This is a genomic window from uncultured Polaribacter sp., assembly GCF_947501385.1.
Lineage (GTDB): Bacteria > Bacteroidota > Bacteroidia > Flavobacteriales > Flavobacteriaceae > Polaribacter.
On record NZ_CANMVP010000031.1, the window covers coordinates 14,941 to 39,084 of the forward strand.

Annotated in this window: 19 protein-coding genes; 8 read left to right on the forward strand and 11 right to left on the reverse strand. The window is 33.5% G+C overall.

The genetic code is table 11. From position 1 onward, the window contains the following. Positions 1-654 precede the first annotated feature (654 nt). The 8 genes from Q0998_RS16800 to Q0998_RS16835 form a co-directional block, all read right to left on the reverse strand. Entirely contained in the window at positions 655-876 is a 222-nt protein-coding gene (locus Q0998_RS16800; protein WP_299671950.1) for a hypothetical protein, read from the reverse strand. 288 nt (positions 877-1,164) lie between these two features. Beyond that, positions 1,165-2,601, reverse strand: a complete 1,437-nt coding sequence (locus Q0998_RS16805) for a DUF3526 domain-containing protein (RefSeq protein ID WP_299671952.1) — start codon at positions 2,599-2,601, stop codon at positions 1,165-1,167. Continuing rightward, complete coding sequence (locus Q0998_RS16810) at positions 2,594-4,030, reverse strand: DUF3526 domain-containing protein (RefSeq protein ID WP_299671954.1); 1,437 nt, start codon at positions 4,028-4,030, stop codon at positions 2,594-2,596. The genes Q0998_RS16805 and Q0998_RS16810 overlap by 8 nt, the downstream gene beginning before the upstream one ends. A gap of 48 nt (positions 4,031-4,078) precedes the next feature. Continuing rightward, positions 4,079-4,780 carry an ABC transporter ATP-binding protein gene (locus Q0998_RS16815; protein WP_299671956.1) on the reverse strand — a complete coding sequence of 234 codons (702 nt, stop codon included), beginning with the start codon at positions 4,778-4,780 and terminating at the stop codon, positions 4,079-4,081. A gap of 1 nt (position 4,781) precedes the next feature. Continuing rightward, positions 4,782-6,005 (reverse strand): DUF4374 domain-containing protein, encoded by a 1,224-nt coding sequence (locus tag Q0998_RS16820; protein WP_299671958.1) that lies wholly within the window; start codon positions 6,003-6,005, stop codon positions 4,782-4,784. Positions 6,006-6,032: 27 nt separating this feature from the next. Beyond that, complete coding sequence (locus tag Q0998_RS16825; RefSeq protein ID WP_299671960.1) at positions 6,033-8,396, reverse strand: TonB-dependent receptor; 2,364 nt, start codon at positions 8,394-8,396, stop codon at positions 6,033-6,035. A 385-nt stretch (positions 8,397-8,781) separates the two neighbouring features. Beyond that, the gene (locus Q0998_RS16830; protein WP_299671962.1) at positions 8,782-9,084 is read right to left on the reverse strand and encodes a hypothetical protein; all 303 of its coding nucleotides are present in this window, start codon (positions 9,082-9,084) and stop codon (positions 8,782-8,784) included. Between the two features lie 409 nt (positions 9,085-9,493). After that, entirely contained in the window at positions 9,494-9,940 is a 447-nt protein-coding gene (locus Q0998_RS16835) for a hypothetical protein (RefSeq protein WP_299671964.1), read from the reverse strand. 1,187 nt (positions 9,941-11,127) lie between these two features. Here Q0998_RS16835 and Q0998_RS16840 point away from each other — a divergent pair. The 4 genes from Q0998_RS16840 to Q0998_RS16855 all read left to right on the forward strand — a co-directional run bounded on the left by Q0998_RS16840 (position 11,128) and on the right by Q0998_RS16855 (position 16,392). Beyond that, a complete protein-coding gene (locus Q0998_RS16840; protein ID WP_299671966.1) occupies positions 11,128-11,949 on the forward strand; it encodes an RteC domain-containing protein in 822 nt (273 codons plus the stop codon). 449 nt (positions 11,950-12,398) lie between these two features. Beyond that, positions 12,399-12,692, forward strand: a complete 294-nt coding sequence (locus tag Q0998_RS16845) for a helix-turn-helix domain-containing protein (RefSeq protein WP_299671968.1) — start codon at positions 12,399-12,401, stop codon at positions 12,690-12,692. Positions 12,693-12,804: 112 nt separating this feature from the next. Then, positions 12,805-14,190 carry a DUF4099 domain-containing protein gene (locus Q0998_RS16850; protein WP_299671970.1) on the forward strand — a complete coding sequence of 462 codons (1,386 nt, stop codon included), beginning with the start codon at positions 12,805-12,807 and terminating at the stop codon, positions 14,188-14,190. A 12-nt stretch (positions 14,191-14,202) separates the two neighbouring features. Continuing rightward, positions 14,203-16,392 (forward strand): type IA DNA topoisomerase, encoded by a 2,190-nt coding sequence (locus tag Q0998_RS16855; protein WP_299671971.1) that lies wholly within the window; start codon positions 14,203-14,205, stop codon positions 16,390-16,392. Between the two features lie 166 nt (positions 16,393-16,558). Here the strand turns inward: Q0998_RS16855 and Q0998_RS16860 are convergent, their stop codons facing one another. Beyond that, positions 16,559-16,933 (reverse strand): hypothetical protein, encoded by a 375-nt coding sequence (locus Q0998_RS16860; protein ID WP_299671972.1) that lies wholly within the window; start codon positions 16,931-16,933, stop codon positions 16,559-16,561. Between the two features lie 411 nt (positions 16,934-17,344). On the opposite strand from Q0998_RS16860, the gene Q0998_RS16865 reads away from it, so the two are divergent. The 4 genes from Q0998_RS16865 (at position 17,345) to Q0998_RS16880 (ending at position 20,303) form a co-directional block, all read left to right on the forward strand. Next, the gene (locus Q0998_RS16865) at positions 17,345-18,316 is read left to right on the forward strand and encodes an AraC family transcriptional regulator (protein ID WP_299671973.1); all 972 of its coding nucleotides are present in this window, start codon (positions 17,345-17,347) and stop codon (positions 18,314-18,316) included. A gap of 91 nt (positions 18,317-18,407) precedes the next feature. Then, positions 18,408-18,872, forward strand: coding sequence for a MauE/DoxX family redox-associated membrane protein (locus Q0998_RS16870; protein WP_299671974.1), 465 nt, complete (start codon positions 18,408-18,410; stop codon positions 18,870-18,872). Next, positions 18,869-19,996: a hypothetical protein gene (locus Q0998_RS16875; protein ID WP_299671975.1), complete on the forward strand. Its 1,128-nt coding sequence runs from the start codon at positions 18,869-18,871 to the stop codon at positions 19,994-19,996. The genes Q0998_RS16870 and Q0998_RS16875 overlap by 4 nt, the downstream gene beginning before the upstream one ends. Before the next feature lie 55 nt (positions 19,997-20,051). Next, the gene (locus tag Q0998_RS16880) at positions 20,052-20,303 is read left to right on the forward strand and encodes a DUF6520 family protein (RefSeq protein ID WP_299671976.1); all 252 of its coding nucleotides are present in this window, start codon (positions 20,052-20,054) and stop codon (positions 20,301-20,303) included. 68 nt (positions 20,304-20,371) lie between these two features. Here the strand turns inward: Q0998_RS16880 and Q0998_RS16885 are convergent, their stop codons facing one another. Both Q0998_RS16885 and Q0998_RS16890 read right to left on the reverse strand, forming a co-directional pair. Next, a complete protein-coding gene (locus Q0998_RS16885; RefSeq protein ID WP_299671977.1) occupies positions 20,372-22,648 on the reverse strand; it encodes a zinc-dependent metalloprotease in 2,277 nt (758 codons plus the stop codon). A 100-nt stretch (positions 22,649-22,748) separates the two neighbouring features. Further along, positions 22,749-24,134, reverse strand: coding sequence for a RagB/SusD family nutrient uptake outer membrane protein (locus Q0998_RS16890; RefSeq protein ID WP_299671978.1), 1,386 nt, complete (start codon positions 24,132-24,134; stop codon positions 22,749-22,751). Positions 24,135-24,144: the final 10 nt, after the last annotated feature.

The window sequence follows — 24,144 nt, forward strand, 5'->3', positions numbered from 1 at the left end:
TATTCCAAAATGTCAGTTCGAGTGATTTTTGATAAAAAAAATCGTATCGAGAACTAGTTTAGAAATGAAAATTCTTATTCTCGATACAAATTTCACTTATTTCAATCGTGAAATTCACTCGAATTGACAGAATTTATCAAAATGCACAACAGGTTAATAACTATATTTTCCTATCACTTTTAACCGTTCTTGAAGCGATTTGATCCTAATGAAATTAATATAAATGGAATTATTTTAAACAATATAAATTTCAAACTCATGCAAAAATCTTGTTTCCAGTAACTTAAATGGTTATTACCATTAAATTTAATTTCTATCTATTTTACTGCGTAACATCAGTTACTAATAAATTATTTTAAGTATTTGCTCTTTTAGATTCATCAAAGTGATATAAAGCATAAGGCTCTATACAAATATTTGCGGAATGATGTAGCACTTGCAATCCCATAAGTTTTATAGCACATGTCATTCGATATGGAGAAAATGCTTGTGGTATTTTTGGAAACTCGGTCTGTTTATAAATTACTACTTGCCAGCCTAAAAAAAGTAATACCCCAATTTACAGGTGCTCCGTTTTTTGGTTTGTCGTATCGCAAGGATTTAAATGGAATGGTTAATTCGGCGTAATATCCTTGTTCGGTTTGTTCTTACCGTTCATAGCGTATTCCAATTATTATCCTTAAAAACTATCATTAAAACTTTGGAAATCCCGTTAATTTCCATAAGAAGTGGTCTTAAAAGAAACGGCATATTGCTTATTGTTTGTAAATCAATCTGAATGGCAAAAGTATCGTTTTTACCAAAAGAAAAACCACGGCTAAAATCTTGCACACGAATTCCTTTTACTCCTAATGAACCTTTACAAAAAGCCCCCACATATAGGTTTTTATCATCATAGAGTAGCCTTACTGCAGTTTTATATCGATAGTTTTACGCTAGTACAGGTTCAATTTTAAAAATTCAGATACAATTGGGACGTTTTTCCAATCCATTCCATTTGCCATCAATAGTTATTGTTCCCGTTGCTTTTGTTGCTTGTATTTCTTGGGGATTCTCAGGCGGCGGAAAATTATTGGTCTTTGCCTCTTAGCATATGGTATGCACATTGGAAAGCTGAATATTCCTATATATAAAGTATTTAGTTTTCATTGAGTCAATAATTATTTAGTTCGTTATTTTTTTCATCTTCATAAAACCCGTTATTCCAAAGAGTAAGGATATAAGAGTGATTTTAAGAAAACTATATAGTACCATATTCCATCGTTCATCGTTCTCTTTCATTTTAAAAATAGGACGCAGGGAATAGTCTTCTTGCGTAATAGGTTTGTCCCAAAAAAGCCTGTCATAATAGAAAGAGGTAATCTTTTTATGGAATGCGGTCAATGCCGATTGATAATTCAAAAAGGTATTTAAATCAGTCTTTGAAATCAATGAAAAAGTATCTTGCATATTTACTGCTGGGTTAATCCAAAGAAATTGGTTGACCCATTGATTCCTTTTCTCGATTTGCAGACTATATGCATCAACATCTTTTTTGCTGTGACTATCTTTTAAAGCAGTGAAAGCTGCATATACTTTGGCATTCCCGTTATTGTGCAACAGGCTATCACTAGCTTTATATTGTGGGTTGTATTTTAAAAATTCGGAAAGTATTTCAGCACGTTCCTTTTTATCATTTTCATTTTCTAACCCCGTTCTTCGGGTGAGTTCAGCTAAATGGGTAGTATCTATAGGAAATTTGGTCGTCATCCATACGTTCAGTACAGCTGGCACCACCAATAAAAAGACAAGCCAACACCCTGCGGCACATATGGCATTGAACGCTGAACTTTTAAAAAAACTAATGATTAAAAACATCAAGCTAAACCAAAAGGCACTATATAAAATGACTCCTGTTAACCAAACCAAGGCAGCCAACAGGTTTTCATTAGTAAACATATTGCCCGAAACAAACAGTCCTATTAAAGAAATGAGAAGTGCCAAACCTGTAATCAGCATAAAATAGAATAGTAATCTTGTAACCATTATTTTTCGGATGCTTATGGATTGAATTCGTAGGAGTGCCAATACACCGCTTTCCTTCTCTATGGAATAGAGCCCAAAAGTAAAGGCAATGATAAGCAGTGGAAAAAGATAGATAATGACAAACGACAGGTCAAAATTACCCACGTAAAGTTTAACAGGATTGGCAATTTCATTTTCAAAAAGTTGATAGTAGAGGCTCATTCCTGTTAAACGATGGTAGTATGGATGTAAATCGCGTTGCCCTATGGCAAGTGCGGCATATGTATGAAGGGGAAGCACTGCGTGATATCCGTGTCTGAACCACGCATAAGAAGGGTCTGAAGCAATGTCTTTTCTTCTTTTTGCATCTGCGGAGTTTAATTCTTCATCAAAACTTACTTGATATTGATGAAACTCGTCCTCTTCTATTTTTTGAACATCAGTAATGGTTTTTAGCTGTGCATTAACCACAGATGTGCCATAATAGACGGCATACATTCCAAAAAGGAAAATGATGACCAATAGTAATAACTGAAATTTGTTGCGTACAAAAGAGGTCCATTCGTAGCGTATGATTGTTTTGGTTACTTTATCCATTGGTGGGTTTTGTTTTACGGGTTATGTAATTCAAGAATAGAATGAGTGCTATTGTCCAGCAAAAGAGCGAAGCTAACTCCAACGCGTACTTTTTTAATGTGGTGTAGATTGATGGTGTTTTGTATGTGAAATCTTCTACCGATTTCCACATATCCAGTCCAACACTATATTCATAAAATTTTCCATATTCAGAATTTTCCGCCATATCATCGTTCATTTTTTTTATAAAGATTCTACGGTAGTTTTCTACTTTTTTCTGAAAATCTATCGAAGCATTCAAATCAGTAGCACTAAGCCCCATAGATATATTTCGTAATGCAATGTATGGGTTCACTACACTCACATAACTTCCCAATTTGTTCTGCTTATTAAATATGTTTAAAAGCCTGCCCCAATGTACATCGTACACTTTGTCTCCATATTCTTCTCCTGCCTGCATTCTTACGCCTTCATAATTAAAAGGGAGCTGTTGTACGGAATCTACCTTATGCTTCGTCAGGAGTTCTTTTTCCAGTTTCGTCATTCGTTCAGCTCTTGGTGTTTTTCCGTCCAATCCGTCTGCCTTATCCTTTAAAATGGCTTCTTTGTAGATTTTCATTGAAGGCAATGGATACAAGCTTTCTCCTAAATTGGCAATGGTTTTGGGGATGATGATGGTAAAAAGTATCCAACAGGTAAGCAAGGTCAATAAGGCATTTCTACTTATGGATGATTTTAAGGATACCAATACAGACAGTACAACGAATATAAAAATATAGGCCATATAGGTGCTGCCAAGCAATACAATCCGTATTCCCAAATCTGCAACGGTATCTGGAGTTTTTAGCCAATACGATAGCAGCAAAAGACCCAGTGCAAATGGCACTAAAATGACGAGTAGTATTATAAAATATGCCAAAATTTTGCCCCACGCAATACTGGTCAATGTTACTCCTTGACTACTTAATAATCGTAATGTGCCTCTTTCTTTTTCCTTGGTGAAAGATGCATAGGCTAAAAAGATAATGAGCAATGGCATTAGAATTTGAAGTACCAGAGCTGAACTTAACTCACCAAACCGAATCATACTGCTGTGGTCTTGTGCGGGTCTGAACATAAATTGGTGTTGATAATGCGCTTCTAAATAAACAGAAGTACCAGTATAGGTATCCAGCCCAAAATCGAATAAACTCAATACCGTTTTAGGTTTAAAAATAAAGGTGCCGAAATGTGCCGCTATATGTGGATGCTTATCTCCCTGTCCAAGCCATTCTTCTCGCTTTTCTTCCTGAGCATTTGTGATGGTTTTTTGCTGTTGCTGATATGCGATTACACCTGTATATAATGATATGCCCAACAGCACTAATATGATACAAGAAAGTGTCAGTACCAATTTTTCCCTAAGTGCAATCTTTATTTCTTTTTTTGCTATTCGAATGCTAGTTTTCATTTGTTCGTAAAAATTTTAAGGTTCTGTGGAAACATCCATATACACCTATTAATTATGCATATGTTTTAGATATAATTTTTCCAAATCTTGAAAACTAACATCTTTAGATTCAAACTTTTCAACCAGTACACCTTCTTTCATAATACCGATGTGAGTACCGGTATCCTTTGCCCTAAAAAGGTCGTGGGTTGCCATTAGGGTTGTTACTCCCTTATCTTTCATTTCTAGCAAAAGTTCGGAAAATTCATTGCTTGCTTTTGGGTCTAGCCCCGAAGTGGGTTCGTCTAAAAGTAATACTTTTGCTTCACGTGCCCTTGCCAAGGCAATACCCACTTTTTGCCGCATTCCCTTGGAGTAATTTTGTACCCGTTTGTTTATAAAATGGGTTTGTAAACCCGATTGTTGGAGCAATGTGTCCAATTCATCTTTGGAATAATTTTTCCCGCCTAATCCACAGAAAAAATCTAGATTCTCCAATCCAGTTAAATTTGGATAGAGCATCAAGTTTTCTGGGATATAGGATAGAATTTGCTTTGTTTCTAACGGGTGCTTACTAACGTCCATATCATTTATGGTAGCATTACCATTTGTGGGTTCTATGAAGTTTAGGAACAGGTTTATCGTGGTAGATTTTCCTGCTCCATTGGCTCCTAAAAGGCAAAAAATATCGCCTTCGCCAATCTCTAAATCAAGAGCGTTCAATGCTGTGAACGCTCCGTATTTTTTGGTTAAACCATTTGCTTTTAACATTTTATTTCAATTTTTTGAATCCCGAGATATAACCTCCTGTTGATGTGAACATTTTTGTTGGGGTGTTGGAGTTAGTACTCAATTTGTAAAGGGCATTTTCATCATTGGTAGCGATGGTCAACGCTACTTCATTTTCATTTAATGCTGTAATACTCATATTTCTCTTACCATAAGTTGTAGGTAATCCAGGAATTGCTCCCAAACTTGTTTTGCTTTCTAGATTGACTTCATAGTATTTAAATTGAGGTTTATCAGTCTTATATTCCCAAAAATCGGTTTCATCCTCAACCTTTGTGGTAAAGATTTTCCCATTTACTTGATAAATACCATAACAGATGTTATCAGTTGCCGTGCTCAGGTTGAAAAAGTAATCGGTATCAAACTCAGTAGTGCCATTTTTAATGCGTAAAACCCCGCTAGGAGAAAGACCTCCATTGTCAGATGTTCCTTTTGCCTGTATATAAATGTCCCCATTTGTGGTTTTAATCATTCCTGCATTAGAGGTAGGTCCTCCAAAAAGCATCCCTGTTCGTTGGTCTTCAATAATTTTCTCTACTTTATTAGTTGCAAGATCAATGACGACTACATATGCATAATCGTTTACCGGTTTAAAATTTTTCTCGTAATAAACGCTCATAAACAATTTATTATCACGCTCTATCATATCTTGATAGTAGGTTCTGGTAGCTTCAGGAAACTTATCAGTAATGTCGCTAAGGGAAATCTCATCTTCAATACGCATTGTGGATGGATCAAATACAATGAGTTTGGAAATTCCTCCAGCCACAGTAGCATATGCTATAGTTTCACTTTTAAAATGTATAGAACTAAAAACATTAGCCCCTGGTACAATAATTTTGTTATCTTCCTGAACAAGCCCATTTTCATCATACTTGTATTTAACAAGATTTGCTGGTGCACCAAAGGGCTTCGCATATAGGTATTCCCCCTCTGAAACAACACTAGCCGTACCTGTTAATTCTTTGGCTTTGCCGTTTCCAATAGTTGTAAAATCGAGCTTTTCAAATCCTTGTAAATAGGTTGTCGTATTAGGCCATGCACCACTTACCATAGCCATACCATAGTTTATTTTAATTTCTGTTGGAGCTGGATTGTCGCTAAGAGAATCATTGCTACTACAACTTACTGTAATGCCTACGATTAATAAAACCAGACATAAGCTCTTAAAGGTTTTTGATACGGATGTTTTTACGTTGTTTTTCATTTTTAATCTATATTTATTGGTTATAATTTATTTAAAAAAAGTTCTGAGAGTTATATAAAATGCCCTTCCTGGGCGTTGTACATTAAAATTGTCGAATGCTTTTTTATCAAAAACATTGGCTGCTTCTAGACTTACCGAAAATCTATTTTGGGGAAATGCATATGAAACACCCACATTCTGTATGAATTGTGACGGAATGACATTTTTAAAATCCTTATTACCATCCACATCCCAAAACAGGAAATATTCGTTCACATAATTAGCAGTCCACCACGTTGAAAATTTGTTTTTACTCCCTAAAAAATTATCTTTTTGATAACGGATTTCCCCATTTCCGAACAGATAGGGAATGTTAGGCAAACGGGCATTGAAATATCGGTCGTCTATTGTACCCGTTACATTTTTTGGAGAACGGTTTCGTAAATCCTGATAGGTAGCATTGATTTTTAGCCTTAAAAAATCATAGAGTTGATATGCCAATTCTGCTTCAACTCCTTTGGTCAGAGATTTTAACAGGTTTTGGTACTGTGCAAAAAATTGAGATGTGCGTAACCAAATGACATTATCTGTCAGTCTATAAAAGGTATGTAATCCTAATTTTATTTTTGAAGTATTCCATTGCATTCCAATATTGGCATTGTGGCTTTGTTCAGGTTTTAAAAACGGATTGGGTCTAACCAAGGTAAAATCACCAAACAGCTCAAATTCATCGGGTAAACGGGTGGCATACTCGTAAGATGCTTTTGCCAATATGTTGGATGCTATCTGATATTTAAAAGATTGTGAGACACCAAAATTAGAAGCAGATTGTTTATTGGGCAAAAAGTTGAGGTTCTCAATAGCATATCCATCAGCGTCTAACATAAAATGCTTTATTGCCGTATAGCTGGTAATTTTCTCTTTAAAGGTATGCTCGTATGCCAAACCTATGGCATTCTTAAACAGTTTGGTGGGATTGGCATAATAATCTTCGCCATAAAATGCAGCAGCAATAGGGTCTTTACCTACTCTATGAAACCAAGCGGTAAAAATATTGAAGGTAAATTTCCCTTTTTCCCAAGGATTATATTTTACATTTAACCTACTTACTGCATTTTTAGAAGTAAGGTCTAATGAATTTCTGGAAGAAGATATCTCACCACCCGAAGGTCTGGTATCATATACTTTTCCATCCCAGGTATAGGCATTTAAGCTTAAATCCTTAAAATGTCCTTCGATTTTATTTACACCACCATACCATTTTATTCCAGTATTTGATAAAATTTCCTTTTTTTCATAGGTTACCGAAACCCCTAAAGTATTTTCATCATAGGTAACTTCTCCATAAGGTTGCGCCATAATGGCGTTGTGTTGAACTTCGTCATCCAACCCTGAATATCTAGTATTAACTATGAGCCTATCTGCATACGGTTTATCATAAACCCCAGCATACAGGTTGAACATGTAATTGGAAAACTTATCGTGAAACCGTTTTACAGTAGCAGGGTTTGGATTGCCAAATTCATCAGGTATTTCTACATCTACCTTGTAATTATTGTCTGAATGATTGTAAAATGAATTGATGCCCAATAATGTGTGATTTTTAGAATTCACATACTGTCCGTTAACATTTGCCTTATGGGTATTAAAAGAACCCAACGAATAGGAAACATCTAAATAATCCGAATAACTTTTCCTAAGAATGATGTTGATGCCGCCGCCCAAAGCATCTGCTCCTAAATCAACAGGAACAACACCTTTGTACACTTCTATTTGCTCCATAAGATTTACGGGGATTACGTTAAGTCCCAACCCAGAACCATAATATGACAATGGGATGCCATCTAGGAAAAATTTAACCTGTTTACCAGACATTCCATTGATAAAAACCTCGGCACTACTTCCAAAACCTCCTGTTTGCCTTACATTCACACCAGATATCTGTTTAATAACATCACTCGTATTGTTATTTTGGGTGTACAGCTCTTTAGTATTTAATACAGCTACACTGGCAACACTTTCTCTGAGTTTTTGACTTTTGGATTTTCCTATTATAGTAACATCATCTAACGTTTCCGTTTCTTCTTCCATTGTAAAGGTTAGTTTCAAAGGTTGTCCCTTTTCCAATACAATTTTTTTGTCTAGGGACTTGTATCCCAAAAAGGAAATTTTCACAGAATGATTGCCAACGGGAACCTTTGTCATTTTAAAATTTCCGGAGGTTCCCGTAACAGTACTTTTTTGTAGTGCTATGATGCTAATGTGTGCTCCTGATAAAGGCGTGCCGTCTATATCGACTACTTTTCCTGATAGAGAGGTTTCTTGTGCAAAACTTGATATGGATAATGCCCAAAAGAATATTGCAATGAAAAAATTTCCTGATTTTTTTAAAAGGTTTATAAATACACGCATGGTATTGTTTTCTTTAGAATGTGTCCAGTACTTTTAATCTGCTTATGTGATTGTGCAGCTTTAAAAGCTTTAGGCTTCCATTCTTAATTGTTTTTAGTAAAAATATGTGCTGGGCTATTAGAATAACTACCTAGTGAATACACTGAAGTGATATACAGAGTTTAATCAGTATATACAATGAATACTTATAGGGTCTTTTATGCTATAGTCATATAACTTCAGAAAATTTACTATCCAAAAATCATTAATTGTGGATGGAAAAACTTCTAGATTAAAAGCGTTTTTTTGAAACAATAATATGCTGACTATACAAATAGCCTAAAGTAGGACCTCAATATGCAAGTATGGCAAAAAATACTTTGTTAAAATGAAATAAAGAAAAAGATTATACTAAAGAAGGAGGAGGTCTAGAAAATAAGGCATTAGTATATAGTGTATTGTCATAAACAAAATCATAAATTTTGATGATTTCTTTAGCAATAAATAGTTCTGGATTAGTTTTTAGATATTCTTGTTGACCATTGCCAATAAATGGATTAAGATTAGTTGTGATTACAAATTCACAAACTTCACAATGCTCAACACCATCTTGATCGTGGGTAAACACATGTAAACCAGCTACTTTCAAAGAAAGAAAAATAGTGATAAAAATATAACTTATATATACTTTTAAATAATCTGGTTTCATAAAAAACAAATATACTAAATAAAACCAAAAATAAAATGTTAAATACCTATGAATCAAATTAATTCTACGAAAAAGCTTATATATTGAGTTGCTTTCAATATTTTCAGCCACTCAAGATATCTTATAATTTTAATTATATAATATTAATTAAGGAATGATTTCTTAAAAAAAGTATCGAGAAATAGTATAGAAACACGAATTCTTATTCTCGATACAAATTTCACTCATTTCGTCCGAAACTTTGGCACGTAAAATTCACTCGAATTAACAAGATTTATCAAAGTGTATAAGGAGTTATAATTAGATTAGAGCCCAACGGGGAGAAATGTCAAACTTTTTTATCGAAGATTACAATTCTATATTATCTTTTATGAGTTCTGAAAAACTGAATAATAATTAATAATGCGAATCAAGAGTTAAATATTAAGGTTATAAATGCCACCGCTAATCTTCCATAAATATGAAGATTTAATCCAAATGTAGATCTTACTTTACTAGCTTTTTGTATATCAGATTTTTCAATAATCCAGCTGAACAAGGCTTCAATAGGTTGTCTAATTTTAGGTGCAGCTCTTGAATACAAGTCGTTTGCTGCTCTATCAAACTTTTTTAAAATATCAGGAATTCCTTTTACAGCCTTTACAGGTGTTAGCATTTCTGAATTAAACTTGTTATCAATATCAGTAAGAAAATCACGTCCATTATACATTTTATCACCAAAAAATGTTCTATTTTCTTTTTCTGACCAAGCTTCTTTAAATACTGTAAAATCATTTACAGAAGCTTGTGTAAAAATAATTTGCTCTGGATGTGGTAATTTGTTTGGATTATAAAACCCTAAAGTATGAAGTTTCATTCCATAATAATACATACGCTTTGTAGAACAATATCCTTTGTCTGTAATTTCGGATGCAACTTTACCTGAACATTTTCCTGAGCAAGGATAATAGGCATTTAATCTAATACACTAAATTTTTGAAACATTCCTTTGGGGAAAATTCTGTTAACAGCATACCCACAAAAGTATTCATAACATTAGAAAGTCTATTTATTCTCTGATTAAAAGACTGATAGCTGCCTGAATCAGGAAACCAACTCAATAAATATTCACTTGCAAATTGGTGTATTTTATTCATTTTAAAAATTCTTTGATGATCCATCACAAATAGGTAAATGGTTATCACTCCTTGATCTGTAAGCTTTGGTTTATTATTATTACTGAAACGCTCGCATTCAAATTGTAAGTGTTTTTCAAATTTTTCACAGAAATAATCATATATTTTCACTAACTTGTAATCCTTGTTGTTGCTATTTGTATCCAAAATAATCTTGTTGAAATTGACTATTAAGACACTGATAATCAATGACACAAACAAGTGTTAGGCGTTGTTTTTCAATAAATTATACTTATTTTCTATTCTTAACTCTTTAATAAAGGAAAAGTATTCTATTTTAAACTATGAGTTGATATATGAGTGTTCCTAATTCATTTTAAACTTAACTTTAGGATTTCCCATTTCTCCAATCAGGTATGATGGAAGAAATGGGCAGATATCAGATAGATTTCGAATTAGTTAATTATTATCTACCCATAGTAATGCAATATCATTAGTATCTGAATAATAATTTTGCAAGTTTCAGAAATTTTTAATGTAGAGCTTTTGTTACAAGCAAATAAGCAAAATCTGTCATTACAACTCCTCGATATTCTAATAATTAGTATAATATTATATCTTCAAAAAGTAATTATATGTTTGATATTTAGTAGCTCCATCCATAATTTTTGACATTTATATTGCACTAGATTCTTTTTATATAAACGATTGACTTTTATAAATAAATAGTCAAAACTTTCCACCCTATTTATACAAAAAATAATTGATTATTTCATCCTAATATTCCTATATGATACTGATAATAAACTACTTTAGGAATAAAGTTTATGATTTTTAATCCCTTACATACAAGTTTTAATCCTTTTCAGTTAAGTAATTATTTAAGAAATTATAATAATTTGGAAGAGTAATTCTAAATAATTATGTTATGAGAGATTTTTTTAGAGATGCACTTGATAGAGTAAATGCAAAAGAACTCACAGCTGAACTATACGAATTAACCGTACAAGAATCACATCAACTAGTAGTGTTTTTGAAAGAAATAATACTAGAATTGAAAAAAGAGATTCTTCACAATGAGTTTGTAGATAAAAAAGAAGAAATAACCTTTTTTAAAGAAGTGAAGCCCTATATAATGGGGAGGCTCTTTTTTTATAACTATGTTTTCCATATAGAATCTTCCCGCCCAATAGGAGATCCTCTAGCATTAAAAATATACTATAAAAAAGAACTTAAAAAGATTCTAAAAAATAATGCAACACAATATAATACCTGTTTTTTTTATCAGTATGTTCGAGCCAAAAGAGAGGATAAAGATCAATTATTTTTTACACGAGGAAATAAGGATGTCATTTATAGCGCAAAAACATTCTTTTTTGAAATTGATTCTAAATTTACGACATTATATGACTGCTTATTAGCACTTATGATTAGTGAAGAAAAATTGTGTCATTATATTTTTAATAAAACAGCAACAGTGAGTTCCACATCAAAACCTTTCAAACCTTTACAATGGGTGGCCTCCAAAAATGCAATGATTGAATTGATTTATTCTCTGTATACTTCCCAATCTATTTCACAAGCAACTCTTCGACAGATAGCCACTATTTTTGAACTTGTTTTTAATATTCGTTTGGGTGATATCCACCATGCGTTTCACAGAATGAAATACAGAACCAAAAGCAGAACTTTATTTTTAGATGAACTCAAAATGACTTTAGAAAATCATATTCAAACAGGTGATTTATAATTTTATTCTTTTTGTTACATCCTACAAATCTTAAAATAAATCAGTACCCATTGGCAAGAACTTGGCAATAAAACTTTAAAAACAACTTCACCTTTGTCCCATCATTAAAAGTTTATAAGCGATGGAACTCATCACGTTAGAATCCGAAGTATGGAAACAACTTCAACATCAAATAGAAACGCTCCATAATCATTGTAAGGAAGCAAAAAAAGAAACCTACAAAAACGGATGGTTCAACCAGCACAAAATCTGTACCTATCTACCTATGGGTTCATCTACTTTAACTCAAATACGTAAGGTAAGAGAGCTTATTGATTCAGAAAACAAACGACAATCTTTCCATTTCATAGGAACACTTCGGTCATTGTTGAGTAGTCGTATGCTACGCTCAAAAAAAATTATAGAAAAAATTTGGTTGCAAGCGCCAAACATCATTTAAACAATGAACCATGAATTTAGATAGACGCGATTTTTATGTGTGGATGGATAAGATTCAAGATCGATTCGATTTGTTGGATGAAAAAATAGAACGCTTACAACGTCAAAAAAAGGTCATAGCGGGAGAAGAATTATTAGACAATCAAGATGTGTTGACCATTTTAAAAATCAGTAGCAGAACTTTACAACGTTACCGTTCATCAGGGAAGCTACCCTACTATATGATCAGCGGTAAAATTTATTATCGCCTTTCGGATGTCAACCATTTTATTAGAGCACTTTTTAAACACCCTGTACAACCTTAAAAAGCCAAATAGTATTTTCTCAAGGTCAAATACAGTCAATTCATGAGTCCTATTTTTTTAAAGATGTCCCTATAATACTTTCGATGAATCATCATTATAAATCACCAAAACCATGAGCGAAACAAATCAAGAATTACCAGAGCAGTTTTCGGATATTTTATTGACTTTAGATCAAAAAAAGAAAGAAATCCGTGCTGTAAAAGGATTGGATAAAGACGGAAATTTAGAAACCACCGAAGCTAAAAGAGCCCATCAAAATGAATTTCTAAAAATTGATAAGCACGGAGACCTATTGTCTAATTTTTTATCCAATTATTTCCGTCAAGCCAAAGACCCTACCCGCTTCCGGTTTTTTAAAGTTTCCATAAAGCAACTGGCACAGCTCACTAAAGCTTTTAACGAGTATTTAAAAAAACCAACAAAACCCATGAGTGGAATGTTACAAAAATACGAAATAGATACCACAAAGTTTAACCTAAAAAAAGAAGAAAAAATGACCACAAAAGCAAAACAACAAGACGTGGAATACGAAGAAGTAAGGCCACAACAAAAAGAAAGTAAAAAAACTAAAAACACCAATGAACAAAGTGACTATCGTTATCAGGAAAAAGATATTGATTGGACGACCTTATCCAACTTTGGAATTACCAAAGAGAAATTGGAAAAGCGTAATTTATTACAGGGCTTACTAAAAGGCTATAAAACCAATGAGTTGGTACCCGTTAGTTTGAATCTAGGTACTGCTTTTAGCCGATTGGATGCTCGTTTATCCCTACAAAAAAATGAGGAAGGAAAAGTCACGATGGCTATTCACGGGATCCGTAGAAAACCGATGTTGAATTATCCATTTTTCGGACACGAATTTAGCGACGCTGATAAGAAAAATTTGTTACAAACAGGGAATATGGGACGTGTGGTCGATTTAGAAAACACAAAAACAGGTGAAATGATTCCTTCTATTATTAGTGTAGATAAACTAACCAATGAACTGGTTGCTTTAAAAGCGGAATACATTAAAATCCCTGACGAGATCAAAGGAGTTGCCTTAAGTGAGAAACAGAAACAGTGTTTGCTAGAGGGCAAATCGTTGCATTTAGAAAAAATGATTTCTACAAAAGGAACAGTATTTAACGCGACACTACAATTCAATGCGGATAAAAGATATGTAGAATTCATTTTTGATACACCTGCTCAAAAAAAGGTACAAAAACAACGGGAAACTTTAGGAGAAATACCAAAGGTTATTAGAGGTAAAGCATTAACCGACCCCGAGCGTGAAAATCTAAAAAATGGAAAAACTATTTACATAGATGGCTTTTTAAGTAAAGAAGGAAAATCCTATACTGGCTATCTAAACTACAATTCAAATAATGGTAAGGTTGATTTTTCGTTCAAAAACCCCAATACACAAGAAGATAAGGTAGGGCAAGAAACTAGCAAAAAGAAATCCCAAAAAGCTGAAGAAACACCCAAAAAATCAAAAGGTATAAAAAGATAAGTTGAAAATAAAATGATCGCCATACTTACAGAAAAACCTAGTGTAGCCAATGAGATTGCGGTACATTTAAGAGTTACCCAGCGAAAAAATGGGTATTGGTTGGGAAACGGTTATGCGATTACCTGGGCACTTGGACACCTCGTAGGGTTGGCAATGCCGGAATCTTACGGAATGAAAAGCTTTCAAAGAGAGAACTTACCTATAATACCTAAAAAAATTTTATTAATACCAAGGCAAATTAAAATAAAAATCGGCTATCAAACGGACAAGCGTGCTTTGGAACAATTAGAGATTATCAAAGAAATTTTTAACCGTTGCGATCATATTATTGTTGCCACGGATGCAGGACAAGAAGGGGAATTAATTTTTAGATATATATATCATTACTTGCAATGTAAAAAGCCTTTTGAGCGTTTATGGATCAGTTCCTTAACCGATAAAGCCATTACACAAGGTTTTAAAAATTTACAAAAAGGGCATCATTTTGATAATTTATACCAATCGGCACTGGCGCGTAGTCAAGCCGATTGGCTCATTGGTATCAACGCTACCCAGGCGTTGAGTGTTCAAGCAAAAAATGGGTTGTATTCTTTGGGTAGCGTGCAAACACCTGTTTTGGCAATGGTGTGTAAACGTTATAGAGAACATATTCATTTTATACCCGAAACGTTTTGGAAACTTCAGCTACAACATACTTATAAAGGCATTACTTTTTACACGCATTCTGAAACCTCTTTTACTCAAAAAACTACAGCGGAATCCCATTTAAAATCTATAGAAATTTTAAAACAGGTAACCATAATTAAGGTACAACAAAAAGAACAAAGAGAGCAACCACCTTTACTATATAATATTACAGGATTACAAAAAGAAGCACATACAACATTCAATTTTTCAGCTTCACAAACTTTAGCGATTGCTCAATCTTTATATGAACAAAAACTAATTACTTATCCACGAACAGGGAGTCAATATATCTCCTGCGATATGTGGCAAGAAATTCCTAAGTTGATTTCATTGTTAGAAAAAAATGAAAGATTAAAAGACCATGCAAAAGCATTGCGATTGCGAAAATTACAAAAACGGATTGTCAACGACGATAAAGTAACCGACCACCATGCCCTGCTTATTACTGAAATTCACCCTAAAAATTTATGTAAAGAAAAAAGTGTCATATATCAGCTTATCGCATCTCGTTTATTAGCATCGGTTTCAGCACCTTGTCTTAAAGAACTGACACAGTTCACCTGTAAAGTAAAAGAACAATTGTTTACAGCGAATGGTACTACCATTATTTCAGAAGGATGGCGAGCAATCATAGGACATTTTCAGCAGAGAAATCATCAAGAGCTACCAGAGATTGAACAAGGTGAAGTGCTGAAAATTAGAAGCATTTCATTGTTAGAAAAGCAAACACAAACCAAGCCATTATTCACAGAAGCTACATTATTGTCCGCAATGGAAAACATAGGTAAAACCATCGAGGATAAAGCAGAACGATTGGCCATCAAAGAAGTTGGATTAGGAACTCCTGCTACAAGGGCAAGCATCATCGAAAACTTGTTCCGACATGATTATATACTACGACAAAGAAAATCATTGATTCCCACAAAAAAGGGGTTACAAGTCTATAAAATTGTAAAAGGCAAACATATTGCCGATGTGGCAATGACAGGATTGTGGGAAAAGAAATTAAAAGAGATAGAAAAAGGAGATTTGAGCACTAAAACTTTTATAAAAGGCATTGAATTGTATACTGAACAAATTACCAAGGAACTATTAGCTACTAAAATAAAAAAAATTCCACCCCAACTACTCCCCTGCCCAAAATGTAACGAGCCATCGGTTCGAGTTTTTACAAAATTTGTAAAATGTACAGATGATAAATGCCACTGGTGGCTGTTTAGAACTATTTGCGGCAAAATCTTGACAAGAAAAGCCGTAAAAATACTGTTAGATAGTGGTAAAAGTCCTTTGTTGAAAGGGTTAAAAAGTAACGCGAATACAACTTTTGATGTGTATTTGGTTTTAGGATCTGAAGGTACTACCTCTTTTGAATTTCCTGTAAAAAACGAAAATATAGTTAAAAATACATCCTTTGTATTCATCATTAAGTTTAATTTGAATAATTTAATTTTATATCATCATAATTTTCAACTCTTAAATAATCTATTAATAGTTGGCTATTCTTTTTTATTGTAAAATTCTGTCTTTCAATCGTGGTAGGACTCATCGTATTTCCATTCGATTACTTCTCAATACAAAACGTTCATATTTATTAAATAGAGCGTAAAAGCAAACGATACATAGCGACACTTTTTTTTCCTTACTCACGCCCTTGTCCTTTGTAAGGATAATTGTAAGTTGACTATAAAAATTTATTTAAAAAAACCAAACCGTCGGAAACATTATCAAAGGTTTTCGTTGGTACTGAAGGAGTATTGGTTCGTAAATAGAATCCAGATATCATTTTGGATACATAAGATTCATGAATAAATGCGACTGCTTTTATCAAAACAGAACCTTCTATTGCTAGATAATCTCTTGCAGATTTATTAATTTCTCTAATTCCACGCATATCGCATAAAACAGGTAGAGTCTGCCCTTTATGCAATTCTAATCTATCTTTCACAATTTGAACTCCCGCTTTTAAATCAATATAAACCTCTTCTTTGTATTCAATTTCAAGGATACCATTTTTTAGGCAATACTTAACATATTCGTTTTCAAAATGAAATAACATGATTTGGGGTCTTTTTTTACTCTATTTTGATACAAAAATTAAACCATAAATATTTATTTATGATGAGAACAATACGATATCTCTTTATTTTTTTGTTAATCCTAAAGGATTAATACTTGTCATTAAAGGATTAATAGACCTTAAAAATTTAATATCTCTATCAAATAAAATTAAATTTTTGTAATTTTTAAACCTGTGTTATATTTTTTATCATTTATTTTAAATGACAAATTAAAGGTATACAAAACGTAAAAAGTCGTAATTCAACTGTCAAAGAGTTAAAAAGGGAATTCAACTATAGTCTTACTTCTAAAAAGTTTAAATATTCACGGCATTACGTTTGAAAAATTTTTTAAAATTATAGCATAAGAGATGTATTGAACTTCAATATTATAAATTAGAGCATTTAAAATGTGTGCAAAATATAAAAAAAATAGAATCTCTGAAATTAATGAAATGCTATTGGAGTTAGCGAGCGGTAATCCTTTTTATAGATTGAAACGCACTGGCAAAGACAATTCTATTGAAGGGTTGGTTGTTATCATCAATATGCTAGCAGAAGAAATGCAACAACTCTTGATACATCAAGGATACATCAATTCAAAAGGAAAAATTAAGCATATGGTTCAAATGAATTTTATTCTGGATCATCATGGTATTATCCAAATGATCAATCAAAAAACCGCTGCCATACTAGCTACTTTAAATGCTCCTATTATCAACAAAAGATTTGAAAATTTATTAACTGACGAATCCAAAGCTAGATGGCAAAAGACTTGGAAAATTATACAACAAAAAGACTTTACTGATACTTCTTTAGAATTGACATTTAAAGCACAGCAAAAATTATTAGTCCCATCCTATTGTCATGTCACTGACTTTAGTGATAAAGAGACCGTTTTGGTTACCGTTATTCATTATTATAATACGCAAGATAAATTAGAAAGCGATGTTAAAGAAAGTATTGTCCAATTTATAAGCAAACAGGAGGTACGTTTAAAAAAAGCCATCTATAAACCCAAAAAACATACAATCAGGTTAAGTGAAAAAGATATAGAAAAAATCAGGAAGGGGCATGATATGATCGTGAATCATTTAGAAAAAGAGCTGCCTTCTTTAAAAGATTTCGCGCTGCAATTGGGAACCAATGAGTTTAAATTAAAATATGGATTTAAAGAACTATATGGCATTAGTGTATTTCGCTTTTTAGTTCGAGAACGACTTCGTAAATCCAAAACGCTCATTCAATATACCAATTTATCACTAAAATCTATTGCGCATATGGTTGGTTTTAAAAGCAGTCCTCATTTTTCGAAAGCGTTTAAAAAGCAATATGGATATGCACCGAGTTTGTTACGAAAAAATCACCTAAAAGAAGAATAATCATTTTATAATACCGTGTTTATTAAAAATAAATCCCTTATGTACAAGGGTTTATCCGCCAGATATAAATGGAACTGACTAACTTTATCATATGAAAAAAAAAGGTATGATACGTTCCAAAATACTTGTACAAAATACCATAAGAGTTTCAAGCGTGCTATATATTATATTGTTTGTATATGCAGCTGTTAGTAAATTTCTTGATTTCCAGCAATTCAAAATTCAGCTAGGTCAATCTCCTATAATTACGGCGTACGCAGCTTGGATCGCTTGGGGAATTCCTTTACTTGAACTTGTGATTGCCACCTTATTTCTTTTTCAAAGATGGATGCTATTGGCTTTTTACAGCAGTTTTGCTTTAATGACCATGTTTACCACCTATATCCTTATCATGCTAAATTTTAGTGATTACATCCCTTGCTCTTGTGGGGGTGTTTTGGAACAATTAGGTTGGACAGAACATATCGTGTTTAATGGTGTCTTTGTCGCAATGGCTGTTATTGCCATTTATTTTTTGGAGCATCAACAAATCCCCAACAAATCAGTAGAGTCATGAAAAATAAAAAAATCATATATAAATTATCCATCATTGGACTATTGAGTATTTCTTTTGTTGTGGTGTTGTTCCTGTTGTCTGAAAATCAGGTGCATCTCAATAATGGGTTTACGCGAAGATACATTCCTCGACCAATGACCAAACTTTTTAAACTTCCATTAAAATACAATTCGTATTATATTTCTGGATGGGATACAAAACATTTTTATTTAAGCAGCAGTACCGCCCCACTACATTTATTAAAAGTAAACTTAAAAACAAAGGATACCCAACATATAAAACTTAAGTTGGAGCGAAAAGATTTTCCTTTTCGTTCCGTAAAAACAAAAATCATCCCACCTTATTTCTTTGTGATGGATGGAACCGTTCCATGTGTTTTTCGAGGAAACATCAAAACTTGGGAAGCAAGTCTCTGGATGAAAGATCAAGTGTATTTTACAGAATCAACACCTATAGATGCTACTATGTTGGCATTTAAAACTATTGATAGTAAGCTTTTAAGAAATATTTTAGGGGTACTTCAAAAAGATACCACATTCCATGTCAGCCTGAACAAAACCCTTTTAAAAAAACAAATCGATGGTGTTTTTTGTACTTCAGGGACATTGCATTATAACGCATATTTAAACAAATTAATCTATGTCTATCTCTATAGAAATCAATACCTGATGGTAGATACGAACTTTTTAAATGAAACCTATGGTAAAACCATAGACACCATTCGTAAAGCACAATTAAAGGTGGTCATGAATCATCGTACTCATGAACAAAAGTTAGCAAAACCTCCTATATATGTCAATCAGAGAAGTTTTGTCTATAAAGAGTATCTCTATATTCAATCCAATCGTTTAGGAAAATTTGAACCTACCACAATGCTGCAGCAGGCATCCATTATTGATGTTTACAACCTCTATAAAAACAGTTATGAATTCAGTTTCTACCTGCAAGATGCTCAAAAAAAAAAAGTAAAAGACTTTGCGATCAACGGAAACTACCTGATCTCGATCAATGGTAATACGGCACTCATCTATCAATTAAAACCTAGTTTTTTCCAAAAAAAGGATCAAAGTTCAATGCCCAACATCAATCCAAACAACCCTATACTAGCTAGTTTCAGGAAATGAGATCGAAACCTGTGGAAAAAGTAGATCAAATTGTTTCATTTAAATCTTAGAAAAAATGAGAAAAAAAGTTTTTATTCCGTTTTTTGCAATTGCCTTTGCTATCGTGACGGCTTTTGCTGGTATTCACAATACTCGAGATGCTTTTACAGCCATTGATGGTTATATAGATGCAGAGAATTGTGAGAACCCGATCCAGTGTAGTACAATTGTCTCATTAGATGAGTGTACTTACTTAGGTGTACAGGTGTATGGAAAGGACAGTCCTTTTGATACGTCTTGTCAACGAGTAGTTTACAAACAACAATAAACCTATATTGTTGGGAAGAAAGGAGTTTTTCAAAAAAAGCTCCTTTCTTTTTTATTTTTAAAAAAACCTTATTTTTCAGTATTTAAAACGCTATCCATTTGCCGTAAACATAATTTTAAATGACCATACGTCGTAGCATCTTTCGCCTTACTGCTGTTTTCTGTAATCTTCTTTTTTAGCATTCGTAATTCCGACATAAAACTACTTCTTGTATAATCAGTATGTTTATAGAATTTATCATTTTGACTGATCGCCATATATTTTTTTGGTTTGGTAATTCCCTTTCGTAGAGTCGCTATATAAAAATTTTGCAATTCTTGTCTGTAAGCTTCTATTTCAACAGTATCCTTATCTAGTTCTTTCCAAAGCCCTTTTCTTAGGCTGGCAAAAAGAGTTTCCATAATTTTAGAGTATGCTGGAGCATACGCCATTCTTTCGAGCCTTTTCAGTCTTGCCGCATTCAATAAATCAGATAATAGTTTTAGTTGGTAAAAGGTAATTTTATCAAAAGATACGGTATATTGAAATCTATCGGTAATCTTTGGATTTGTCAACCAATCAGGTCTGTCAAAAGCATTGTTTACTAAAAAATCCAGCGCTTCTTTTTGAATAGCCTTTGGAATCTTGGTGTACGTATTTCCTTTTTGATCCGCAGATTTATAATACACGGTATAGCCGCCTACAAGCATCAGCACATGACTCATTTCATTGAACCACAATTCCAGTGTTTGATTGTATAAACGCTCTAGTAAACGAGGATCCTTTTCAGTTTTGGTCACCTTTGGTAATAAGTCCATGACACGCCGTAAGTTTTTTAAACCCAAAGTGGTACTTTGTATGGGATTGTTGTTATCTGCGACCTGATTGCTGAATGCGGGGCCTATCTTTTCACGGTTGCTGATGGTATATCGAAACCAGCGCACCGTATCTTGTTGTCTTATGATTTTTTCTAAATAAGGAAGCTCTTCCATTGGATCATCACTATTTGAAAATGGTTTGTAGCCCCAAATGATGTTATAGATGTCAGTGGGACCCACTTTTTGAATCAATAAAGAAGGCGGGATCTGATCTTCTGGCTGTGCTATATAATTGTGCCTTGTATAGTTCATGATACTAGGCGTATGCCCCATCTTTGTAAGCCAATGCATATCTCTCATTTTAGCAAATGGATATGCATATTCCCCAAAGTTAGCATCCTTTATTCCAAAAGCATGCCCTGCTTCATGTGAGACCACACATTGGATCAATTCGCCCATTAAATCATCTGGAAAAGGGTATTGTTGTGCCCGTTTATCCATTGGACTACATCTGACAAAATAATTGTCTGAAAGATATTCGTACGATGTTCCAATGATGATATCTGATTTTAGAATTTCTCCAGACCTAAAATCCACAATTTTTGAAACGGTAGATCCAGCTCCTTTTTCAGCACCTCTTATATTTTCTTTAGAGACCCATCGAACGATAGAATGATTGACACTATTTACAGCCCAATTTTTATCATTGGCAGGCACTTCTTTTATTTGAATTGCATTTTTAAAGCCTGCTGCCTCAAAAGCGGGCAACCATTTTAAAATGCCTGTGGTAACATACGGTTTCCACTTTTTTGGAATGCTAGAATCCAGATAAAAAGTCATGGGTTTAATAGGGGCACTAATCTTTTTGCTTTGATCTTTTTTTTCCAAACGCCATCTTGAAATACTGGCTTTTGCATTTTTAGGATGCCGATTTATCGCACTGAATTCATCTTCTACAGTATATCCTATCCGATAATCAAACAAACGGGGCTTCATCGGTGTTGGCAGTAGAAAAAAACTAAAATCTACAGACAGGATTTGATTTATATTCTTTTTAGAAATACCTCTATCCGTTTGAATTATAATTTCATTTTCTAAACAATTGACAGAATGTATACCTGTCAGATTTGAAATGACCGTTTCCTTAAAACCCTGCTGCCAAGCTACGGTATTTTTTAGAAATAAGTCCGTGACCTCAATATAAAAAGTATTGGAATTGCTTTTCTCTTTGATTATTGGAAATATGCCGATGGTATTTGCGAGAATCTTTGGGTTATTATTCACAGGGATGATTGTACCTGCCAAAGATGCTATCCTTGGGATTTGTAAAAGAAGTTGATTTTCATATTTAGTCCATATAACTTGTTTGTATCCTGCACCGTGCCTTACAAAGAGCATGGCTTTGTTTAGCAATTTTTTATTGATTTCAAAATAAATATTTTCCTCCTGTAAATGCGCTTTTATAAAATCATCAGAAACCTGTGAATCATAGAATCTTTCAATATTTTCAACTGTATGTTTTGAAAGATGATTGTAAGCCTGCCCCATTTCAGTGCAGGCGATTAACAAAACAATTGCAAGCAAAAGTTTACACGTAGCTATAAAATGGAGCACTATTTTCCTACATGGAAAAAAGGTATGATGGAGTTTAATAGCCATTGTTTTGAGGATTTAAATTCGGGTTAAGAATTAGTTCCGATGTTGGAATGGGTAATAAAATAGCGGTCGATTTCCAATTGGATTTTATCAATGGCAAATAACTACTTGCTTTCCCTGTTCTCTTTAGGTCAAACCATCGATGCCCTAATTCTGTAAACAGTTCATGTCTTCTTTCCTGTAATATTGCATTAAACACAGCTTCTTGATCGGTAGCGGTAGTCGCTATTAAACCTGCTCGAATTCTGATGGTATTGAGATCTTGAACAGCTCCAGATACATCCCCTAGTTTTACTCTGGCCTCTGCACGAATTAAAAATTGTTCTGCCAAACGAAACATGATGGAATATTCTTTTGATGTCGAAGTTGGCTTTTGCTCTTTGTATTTATAGGGATGATACCAAGAGTTGGATCCTTTTGAGATGGCTTTTGTCCAATTGGCTAGCCTTCCATCTGTAAAGTTAAAACTTTGAATTAAACGGTTGCTTAGTGCTACAGTTCTTGGAGGCCCACTGTTAAAAATAAAGGTAAAGCCTTCATAAGTATTGTATCCATTTGCAGCAGTAGAAAACTGCCAAAGCGTTTCAGGGCTTGTTTTTAAAAAAACTTTATTGATATTTGGCTCTAATTGATAACTTCCGCTGTTTATAATAGCGGTAGATTCCTCCAAAGCCTTTTGCCAATCTTTATGATACAAATAGACACGTGCCAAAAGTGCTGAGGCAGCCCATTTATTAGGGCGTACTTTTTCGCTACTCGTATACTTTTCAGTCAGCAATGATTTGGATTGCACCAAATCTGCTATGATGTTTGTATAAACCTCCTCGAAGGGCATTCGGGAAACCTTACTGTTCGTTTTATAATCTGTTGTGTCTATATAAGGGATATCCCCAAATAGATTGACCAGATAAAAATGTAAAAAGCCTCGAACAAAATAAGCTTCTCCTAAAAATTGCTTTTTTTCTTGTGCTTTTAATTCAGAAGTTTTTTCAAGTCCTTCAATAATTGCATTTGCGGCGTAGATAAGATTGTAACTATTTTTCCAAAGATTGGAAACATTCGTATTGGAGGCTTCTAGACTGCTCAAATAAAAAGACTGAATTTGTGGAAGAGATGTACTGTGCAAATCCAACTCATCCGCATACAAACCTAGCAAGTTATTCATGCCATTCAGCCGTCCGTTGGTGATGCCATCATCTCTAAGATGTGCATAGATATTGGTGAGCGCAGCAGTAACCGTCCCAGCCTCTTGATAGATTTCATCTCCTGTTAGTTGGTCATTGGGCGCATCAATCTCTACAAATGCTTCACAGGAAGATAGCAGTAGTATATAGAAAAATACCTTTGTATAAAAGTGCCATTTTTTTAAAAATTTCATCATCGTGTTT

What these genes read in the sequence shown, in the direction of transcription:
- Q0998_RS16805 (WP_299671952.1), bottom strand. Translation starts at nt 2,601, where the DNA reads ATGGATAAAGTAACCAAAACAATCATACGCTACGAATGGACCTCTTTT.
- Q0998_RS16810 (WP_299671954.1), bottom strand. Translation starts at nt 4,030, where the DNA reads ATGAAAACTAGCATTCGAATAGCAAAAAAAGAAATAAAGATTGCACTT.
- Q0998_RS16815 (WP_299671956.1), bottom strand. Translation starts at nt 4,780, where the DNA reads ATGTTAAAAGCAAATGGTTTAACCAAAAAATACGGAGCGTTCACAGCA.
- Q0998_RS16820 (WP_299671958.1), bottom strand. Translation starts at nt 6,005, where the DNA reads ATGAAAAACAACGTAAAAACATCCGTATCAAAAACCTTTAAGAGCTTA.
- Q0998_RS16825 (WP_299671960.1), bottom strand. Translation starts at nt 8,396, where the DNA reads ATGCGTGTATTTATAAACCTTTTAAAAAAATCAGGAAATTTTTTCATT.
- Q0998_RS16830 (WP_299671962.1), bottom strand. Translation starts at nt 9,084, where the DNA reads ATGAAACCAGATTATTTAAAAGTATATATAAGTTATATTTTTATCACT.
- Q0998_RS16835 (WP_299671964.1), bottom strand. Translation starts at nt 9,940, where the DNA reads ATGAAACTTCATACTTTAGGGTTTTATAATCCAAACAAATTACCACAT.
- Q0998_RS16840 (WP_299671966.1), top strand. Translation starts at nt 11,128, where the DNA reads ATGAGAGATTTTTTTAGAGATGCACTTGATAGAGTAAATGCAAAAGAA.
- Q0998_RS16845 (WP_299671968.1), top strand. Translation starts at nt 12,399, where the DNA reads ATGAATTTAGATAGACGCGATTTTTATGTGTGGATGGATAAGATTCAA.
- Q0998_RS16850 (WP_299671970.1), top strand. Translation starts at nt 12,805, where the DNA reads ATGAGCGAAACAAATCAAGAATTACCAGAGCAGTTTTCGGATATTTTA.
- Q0998_RS16855 (WP_299671971.1), top strand. Translation starts at nt 14,203, where the DNA reads ATGATCGCCATACTTACAGAAAAACCTAGTGTAGCCAATGAGATTGCG.
- Q0998_RS16860 (WP_299671972.1), bottom strand. Translation starts at nt 16,933, where the DNA reads ATGTTATTTCATTTTGAAAACGAATATGTTAAGTATTGCCTAAAAAAT.
- Q0998_RS16865 (WP_299671973.1), top strand. Translation starts at nt 17,345, where the DNA reads ATGTGTGCAAAATATAAAAAAAATAGAATCTCTGAAATTAATGAAATG.
- Q0998_RS16870 (WP_299671974.1), top strand. Translation starts at nt 18,408, where the DNA reads ATGAAAAAAAAAGGTATGATACGTTCCAAAATACTTGTACAAAATACC.
- Q0998_RS16875 (WP_299671975.1), top strand. Translation starts at nt 18,869, where the DNA reads ATGAAAAATAAAAAAATCATATATAAATTATCCATCATTGGACTATTG.
- Q0998_RS16880 (WP_299671976.1), top strand. Translation starts at nt 20,052, where the DNA reads ATGAGAAAAAAAGTTTTTATTCCGTTTTTTGCAATTGCCTTTGCTATC.
- Q0998_RS16885 (WP_299671977.1), bottom strand. Translation starts at nt 22,648, where the DNA reads ATGGGGCAGGCTTACAATCATCTTTCAAAACATACAGTTGAAAATATT.
- Q0998_RS16890 (WP_299671978.1), bottom strand. Translation starts at nt 24,134, where the DNA reads ATGAAATTTTTAAAAAAATGGCACTTTTATACAAAGGTATTTTTCTAT.